The following is a 7,797-nucleotide window of genomic DNA, read 5'->3' as shown; positions in this document are numbered from 1 at the left end:
GCTTAACATTTTTTCTTCCTAGCCTGTACCTCTACATATTCTTAGGATTAAAATGGAAATTTATATTTTTATAAATTATTCCTTTTTTGTTTCATTCGCATTTACTTTTTCAGCTTGCCAATAATACTCCGCTAAGACATCGGCTATAGCTGCTGCTGAACGACGTAGTTCCTCAAAATTATTATCGACCCCGCCAAATTCGATTAGCATGGCATTTTCTGATTTTTCCTGGTTATATACCCCATTATTGCCTTGTCCACCTTGGTCTAATACACCCCTGCTTAAACCAGGGTATTTTTCTTGTAACTTTTCATGCAATTTTTCTGCTATAGCCAAGTTTTTTTCAAACTGAGGATTTTCGATTCCCACAATAAATGCAATTTTTGCATAAGTTTTTCCATTAATCGTAATCGTTGTTACTTCTTTTCGATGGGAGTCACGATGTATATCAATAAGGTAGTTTAAATCATTGTTACCCGCCATTGCGCTCGCGACTATTTCACCAGAACCTTTATACGCTGTATAATAATTGTAACCTTTTTGCTTTAAATAATTATTCATATTTCTGTTGTCTATGTCAGTACCAATTCCTCTTGCCTCTAATTCTTGTTTCAGCATCTCCCCAACTTTCGTTACATTTACGTCGGGATGCGATGCATTATTCGGATTCGAGGTATCAACACCTTTTAAATGTGGAAAATAGGCCTCCCATGAATGTGAGTGATAAATGAATGCTACTTTTTTATCACCAGTCGTCATCGTTGGTGGCGGCACAGGGTTAGCAGACTTTTCAGCTTGTTCAACATTTTGAGTGGCCACTTGTCTTTCATCTAGCAATACATCCAATGGTGGCGGAGATTCTATCGGCATATTTGTATAGTTCGTCCCCTCACCCGCCACGAGAATCTTGCCATCAAATGCAGAAAACCCAGGAAGTTCTCTACCTAAAAAGCTCCGTGGGTCATCCAAAGTAAGATTGGTGGCTGCTTTAAATACAGCCCCCAGGTAGTCTGGCCTTGTTGTTGATTCAGGTAAGCCCTGAACGAAATAATGGTTTTCATATCCTAATAAATGAACAAGAGCTTCGCCGGAAAGATTTGTTGCTACATTACTGATGGAAGAAGAACTGATTCTATACTCTGGTTTAAGAGAGACAATTGCTCCCGTAATCGTAAACAATAAAATAAAACTAAAAATGAGGAATAGAATCCCTTTCACAATGCTAGTTCCTTGAATTGAGATCATCATTCCCTGAGCCCGAAAACTCTTCATATTCTACCTCCTCAATGTTTGTCTATCATATTGATATGAACAAAATTGAGTTAGTAGAACCGATTTGGTAGAATCTATTCTATTTTTTTAATGTGTATATGCTCCCGAATTATCCTGTCCGATTTCACCATGTAATGCTGTGTTAAGTCCACCTGCTATAACATTTGCCATATCCTCAATAAAGACATCCACTTCTTTTGGCGTGACCATTAAGTTATGACCAAGCGGCGCCAACACTTCATGTATAAGCTTTCTTTTTTCTTCGTCTGGTAGAGTCCCGACAATTCCTAAGAACGTTTGTCGTTCCTGCTCACCTGGTAGGTCTTCTTCTGTTAAAACCTTCTTTTCACCAAAGCTCATCCCAGCAGGTACTAAAGCACGTGAAGGCTTATCTCCTTCCTTAAGCTCTCTACCAAAATGCTTTAAAATAAAATCAATGGCATCACTTGTAATAGAGACAGCATCCACTACTGTCGGTATTCCAATCGCGATTACGGGAATACCTAATGTCTCTTTACTCAGTTCCTTTCGTTTGTTTCCTACTCCCGAACCCGGATGGATTCCAGTGTCTGAGATTTGAATGGTTGAATTCACTCGCTCCACCGAACGTGCTGCGAGCGCATCAATTGCAATAACGAAATCCGGCTTAGATTTTTCGATCACACCAAAAATAATGTCACTTGTCTCAATTCCCGTTAAACCCATCACTCCAGGCGCAATCGCACTTACAGACCGAAAGCCATCCTGAACATTTTCCGGCTGAAGTGCAAAGAGATGTCTTGTAATGACCAGATTTTCAACGGCCATTGGTCCAAGCGCATCTGGTGTGACATTCCAATTTCCTAAGCCCACTACAAGGCAGCTTGCATCCTTCCCGATATTTAGATTGGAAAGGAAGTGATTAAACTCCTTTGCAAATACCGCTTGCACCTTTTGTTGGAGCTCTGAATCTTTTTGGCGGATTCCCTGAACCTCTAATGTTAAGTAGTTTCCTTTTTTCTTTCCTATTGCATTTGCACCTTCATCCGTAATTTCAACAGTTGAGATCGTGATACCATCTTCTTGTCTTTCTTTTATGATCACACCTTCGATTTCTGATACAGGCTGCTGTTCTTCCTTTAAAGTTTTATTACGTTCCTCCACGGCCATTGCACTTGCTTCAAGGGCTAAATCAGTTCGAACCGAATATTTAGTTAAATCTAGTTGTTCTCCCAATCCAATTACCTCCATTTTTCACATAGTATGTATAGCTTTACCCGCAAAAATGCGGTTCATGCAATTTTTATCTTGTCATCAAATACGCTTTGGCGTATTTGCGCCCAGATTTTTTCGAGCATGCTCGAAAACTTTCCATTGAAAATCTGTGGCATCCGCCGGAGGCTTTTAACATTATTCAGACTAGGTTTAATCCTAAATTGAATAATGTTAAAATAGATTGGTATTGCATTATCACAGTCAATTTGATAGAATAACTTTTGTTGTAACATCAGAGTATCAATGACTGTATTTGCGATCATTTAGGTGAAGGAAAGAAGATTTCCGGCATCATAAATGATTTGATCGTGTTAGATCATCTTGATATTCGCAGGAGGTGAAAGTATGCCAAATATTAAATCAGCTATCAAACGTGTAAAAACAAATGATGAACGTCGTGCTCATAACGCAACTATTAAGTCTGCAATGCGTACTGCTGTGAAAAACTTCGAAGCTGTAGTTGCTAATAACGATGCTGAAAATGCAAAAGCTGCATTCGTTACTGCTTCAACTAAACTTGACAAAGCGGCTCGTAAAGGTCTTATCCATAAAAATGTTGCTGACCGTCAAAAATCTCGTCTAGCTAAAAAACTTAACGAGGTTAACGCATAATAAATAAACGACTCAAATTGAGTCGTTTTTTTTTTTGCATTGTCTAGCTCCAGGCACTTTTTGCGCTTTTCTTTATTATTTAGCCAATTTCATTATAAATAATTCCAATATCAATTTCTTATCCATTTTACCATTTTTCATTTCATAATCAGCTTCAGCAAGCTGGTTCATAATTTTTAAAAGCTCAGCTTGTGTAAATAAATTAGATTGTCCTCCTGCAAGCTTGACACGAAATGGGTGGACCTTTAAATTTCCTGCAATCTGCTGTTGCCCGTACCCCTGTCTAGAAAGCTCCTTGACCTGAAAAATCAACCTGAACTGCGTTGCAAGCAACGATAAAATTTTAATTGGCTCTTCATTATTTTGTAACAAATCATAAAAGATACGCAATGCCTCATCTAATTTACGGTTCACTACCTTATCAATAAGCGAAAAAATATTTTGCTCCAACGACCTTGGTACGAGCAATTGAACGGTTTCCTCCGTAATTTCACCATTTGTCCCAAGATATAAACACATTTTATCTACTTCCTGTGTAATGTTCATGAGATTTGTTCCTGCTACTTGTAAAAGCTCTTGTATTGCAGATGATCTTATGGTGACCTCATGCTGGTTTACTCGATCGGTAATCCAACTATGTAAATCCTTTTCAGATAATGCATTAACTGTTAACGTTTGCGCATTTGCTTTTAAAAGCTTGACAATTTTTTTTCGTTCATCCAATTTTTCATAAGGTGCAGTAAACACAAGTATTGTAAAAGGAGCAGGGCTTTTCAAATAATTCTCAAGAACCGATAGATTGTGCTCAACCTTGTCCTTATTTTTCTCAGCTGTTAAGAAAGATGGATTTTGTAAAATAACAAGACGTCTTTCGCCCATAAAAGGGAGGGTTTCTGCATCAGCTAATGCAACTTCAACCGGTGTTTCCTCCAAATCAAACACTGATAAATTAAAATCCTTTTCTTCTTCTTCGATGCTATATTTAATGAGTAATTCCTTTGTTTCTTGGATTAAGAAGTTTTCAGATCCATGTAATAAATAGACAGGTGCAAATTGTTTTTTCTTGATTTTTTTCCAAAGCTCTAAATTCATTCGTATTCCTCTCCACTGTAAGCCTTCATTTACCTATCTAATCCTATCGGGAAATCGCAATTTTTTCAACAGGTAACAAGATATTTAAAATAACAAAGGGAATTGGTTTTTGCCAATTCCCAATCTATATGAAACATTACCGAACAAGCCCCGGGCAACTTGCCAAGTAATGATATTTGTAACCTGACGACTGCGGTGACGTTTACTTATGTACTATTAGGATTCGCTTTGCTTTTTTGAACTATTTGTGACAAGTGTTGTTAATAAAGGAAGAGTATCGGATAATAGGGGAAAATGGGTTTTACTTTTTCGGCTTTGTTTTTTTGGTAAAACATAACCGACTTTTAAAGGAAATATAGATTTTTTCGGGTAGTTAGGCTATACTATAACTGTTTAGGAGGGGTTAGGCGTGAACGAATTTGAAAAGAATATTAAAAACACACGAAATGACGTTGTAGATGCTGGAGTCGCATTCGTTGTATCATTTGGCTTCTTCGCTACAATTTTCATTATCGCAACTTTAATTAAAATTATCGGAGCTTAACCGACAGAATACATACTGTCAAATAGAGACTGCCCTTTTGTGGCAGTCTCTTTTCGTACCTTTCTCTACTGTATCTTATGGAAGTGTGCGCATAAAGGTTCCTGATTTTTTAAAATAACGGTATTGAATAGCGCCATCTTTGTCAGTTCGAAAAACCCTTATTTTTTCTTCTTTAAAAAGATTAATAACGTCCGGATGAGGGTGGTTAAATCGATTATTAACCCCGACTGGGATTAATGCGATTTTGGGATTTAAAAATTGAATAAATGCCTTCGTTGAAGATGTTTTGCTCCCGTGATGACCAACCTTTAATACATCTATCCGTAAATTTTTATACGTTTTGATGAGATTGAGCTCCTCATTTTTTTCAATATCCCCTGTAAATAACCAATTTAATCCACCAAGTTTCGTATATATAACAACGGAATTATTATTTTCCTCCAATTCATTTCCTTTCGGAGCAAGTATATAAAATGTGTGGTCACCTTCTTTCCATTTTTGACCACGTTCAACCTGATTAATGCGAATTCCTTTTTTCGTAGCTATTTTCTTCAACTCAGTTTCTTGGATTGCGTCCTTCTTGTTCTTTCCAAGGACGATTTCCTTAATATTTATTTTTTCAACAAGACTTTTCGCACCTCCAATATGATCTTGGTCACCATGTGTAATGATAAGCTTATCTAAGCTGCGTACTCCTCGTGATTTTAAATAGGGAATAATGATCTCGGCAGTAGAAAATTCTTTTCTTCTTTTTCTCCATTCTTCCTGTTCAAATTGAATCGTTCCTCCAGTATCAATTAAATAAACCCCTTTCCGAAACGGGAGTTCAATATAGATGCTATCCCCTTGACCGACATCAATCATCGTGACTTCACCATATGGATTTATGTAGGGCAGTATTACATGGAGCATTAACACCCCAATCGGCAAAAGAAGTGCCCGTTGCAGAAGTACTTTCTTCTTCTCCCAACAAACTAAAAAATAAAAGATAGTACCACAATACAAAATCATAAGGATCAATCCTGGTTTCCCTAGTGTTAATACGGAAAATGAAGATTGCGAAACCCAAACAGTTACCTGATTTAAAAATTCCATCATCCAGGATAGGATGGCAGCAAAAATTTGACCGATGGGTTCAAATATTCCAAGTAAAAACACTGTGAACAAAGCAAAAGGCAAAATAATCACAGAATATAGCGGTACATACAGCATGTTTAGTGGCAAGCTTAACAATGAAAACTCAAAAAAGTGAAAAAGTAAAATGGGCAATGAAGCTATTTGGGATAAAAATGATACCGCGAATAAGGAAGCAATAGCATTGGAATAGTGTTTAAAAATTACTCTTGAGGATAAGATTAAAGATCCACTAACCATAAAGGATAATTGAAAACCGACGTTAAATAAAAAATATGGATTAAACGCAAGCATCATAATGAATACAAAACTAATGACATCAAGCATACTAGCTTTTTTCCACCACAATATTGTTGCAAATAAAAGCATACACATCAGTACAGAGCGAATAACTGATGGAGAGCCCCCTGCAATTAGGATGTAAGCTGGCAGCAAACATAAGAGGAGAATCGCGGTAGACTCACGGGTCAGTCCAAATCGGATACACAAGAAATAAAACATTCCTGTCATAAGACTTACATGGATCCCTGAAATCGCTAACAAATGGATTAAACCTAGAGATTGATAGGAATTAACTATATCAGTCTCAATGTTCATTCTTTCTCCATAAATTAAAGCCTGGATAATACCTGCAGTTGACCCTTCAAAATGAGAATCAATTTGACGAATTCCAGTTTCCCGTATTTTTAGTAGCCAACGGCTCATCGACCACTTTTCTTGCGGATCACATTTTTCGGGAGTTATGATGTTTACCTCAAAAATCCAATGGATTCCTTGAGTATATAAATATTTCTGATAATCAAATGAATGTGGATTTCTAGAACCCTGTGGTTCCTTAAGAGTTCCCTTAAAGGTGCACACTAAGCCCATTTGTAACGATTTACTAAGTTGAATTTTTTCAAATTCTGTTTCGATATAGTAAACCATTAGTAGCTTTTCATCCTTAGAAGTGTTAGCAATGAAGGAGAGTTTATCACCATTGATATCTGGAGATTCTATTATTTCGGCATTTATTGTAGTTGTTATAGGTGCTAGTTTGGTTTGATTATTGGAATCAACGAGGATGAACAAAAACATGAAGAAAAAGAGAATTAAAATACTGAGGAGGATGAGCGAGAAATGGTGGCGGAATATGATAAAACTTAATAATAGTAGCGTAAGAAGAATGCTAAACCAAGAAAAAGAGGTATAAGGGACTAGTATTCCGAATACCGAAAAGAAAGCGAGATAGACAAACTTCCCTTTTACATAGTCCCCATACTTCCTGATTAAATTAACTGATATTTGAAAATAGCGTAGCAGCTTGTTCATGCAATGCCTTTATCTCTTTATCTTCCGCACCCGTATCTGTTAATTTCTCAATTAATTCATTAACAAATTCTAATTTCTCTTTTGATTTTAGGTCAATCACCATTTCATGAAGCGGAACCTTTTGAACCAATACATTGGATCTCTCAAACAGTTCAATTGCATATGGATGATTTTTATAATCCTCAGCGTAATAAACAACTTTGATTCCCGCTTGAATAATTGCTTTTGTACATTGGAGACAAGGAAAATGTGTTACATAGATTTCTGCATTTTCCGTCGGAACTCCAAATTTTGCGCACTGCAATAACGCATTCATCTCAGCATGCACGGTTCTTATGCAATGGTTATCAACAACATAGCAGCCTTCATCAATGCAATGGGTCCCGCCAGAAACGGAGCCATTATACCCCCCTGCAATAATTCGCTTATCTCTTACAATAGTTGCTCCAACTGTTAATCGTGTACAAGTACTTCTTAATGCAAGTAAATGGCTTTGAGCCATAAAATATTGATCCCATTTGATTCTATTCAAAATTTCCCCCATCCCTTCAACAAAATCTTACAATTATTTTATCGGT

Annotated in this window: 7 protein-coding genes; 2 read left to right on the top strand and 5 right to left on the bottom strand. The window is 36.8% G+C overall.

What is annotated here, in order from left to right; genetic code table 11:
- Nucleotides 1-75 precede the first annotated feature (75 nt).
- Nucleotides 76-1,272 carry a stage II sporulation protein P gene (gene spoIIP / locus V7112_RS05190; protein ID WP_335416376.1) on the bottom strand — a complete coding sequence of 399 codons (1,197 nt, stop codon included), beginning with the start codon at nucleotides 1,270-1,272 and terminating at the stop codon, nucleotides 76-78.
- Between the two features lie 87 nt (nucleotides 1,273-1,359).
- Complete coding sequence (gene gpr, locus V7112_RS05185; protein WP_335416374.1) at nucleotides 1,360-2,487, bottom strand: GPR endopeptidase; 1,128 nt, start codon at nucleotides 2,485-2,487, stop codon at nucleotides 1,360-1,362.
- A gap of 384 nt (nucleotides 2,488-2,871) precedes the next feature.
- Between gpr and rpsT the strand changes: the two genes are divergently transcribed.
- Nucleotides 2,872-3,138 carry a 30S ribosomal protein S20 gene (gene rpsT, locus V7112_RS05180; protein ID WP_335416371.1) on the top strand — a complete coding sequence of 89 codons (267 nt, stop codon included), beginning with the start codon at nucleotides 2,872-2,874 and terminating at the stop codon, nucleotides 3,136-3,138.
- A 75-nt stretch (nucleotides 3,139-3,213) separates the two neighbouring features.
- Here the strand turns inward: rpsT and holA are convergent, their stop codons facing one another.
- Entirely contained in the window at nucleotides 3,214-4,230 is a 1,017-nt protein-coding gene (holA, locus tag V7112_RS05175; RefSeq protein ID WP_335416370.1) for a DNA polymerase III subunit delta, read from the bottom strand.
- Between the two features lie 409 nt (nucleotides 4,231-4,639).
- Here holA and V7112_RS05170 point away from each other — a divergent pair, with 409 nt between their 5' ends.
- Complete coding sequence (locus V7112_RS05170; protein WP_335416368.1) at nucleotides 4,640-4,774, top strand: YqzM family protein; 135 nt, start codon at nucleotides 4,640-4,642, stop codon at nucleotides 4,772-4,774.
- A gap of 75 nt (nucleotides 4,775-4,849) precedes the next feature.
- Here the strand turns inward: V7112_RS05170 and V7112_RS05165 are convergent, their stop codons facing one another.
- Together V7112_RS05165 and V7112_RS05160 are read right to left on the bottom strand one after the other, a co-directional pair.
- Complete coding sequence (locus V7112_RS05165; RefSeq protein WP_335416367.1) at nucleotides 4,850-7,219, bottom strand: DNA internalization-related competence protein ComEC/Rec2; 2,370 nt, start codon at nucleotides 7,217-7,219, stop codon at nucleotides 4,850-4,852.
- Nucleotides 7,182-7,751 (bottom strand): ComE operon protein 2, encoded by a 570-nt coding sequence (locus V7112_RS05160; RefSeq protein WP_335416365.1) that lies wholly within the window; start codon nucleotides 7,749-7,751, stop codon nucleotides 7,182-7,184. Before V7112_RS05160 ends, V7112_RS05165 begins: the two co-directional genes overlap by 38 nt.
- Nucleotides 7,752-7,797 lie beyond the last annotated feature (46 nt).

The sequence above is a fragment of the Bacillus sp. JJ1566 genome, from assembly GCF_036962685.1.
Classification (GTDB): Bacteria; Bacillota; Bacilli; order Bacillales; family Bacillaceae_L; genus Ferdinandcohnia.
Note: the sequence above shows the minus strand (reverse complement) of the source record. Positions and strands in the feature narration are given on the sequence as shown.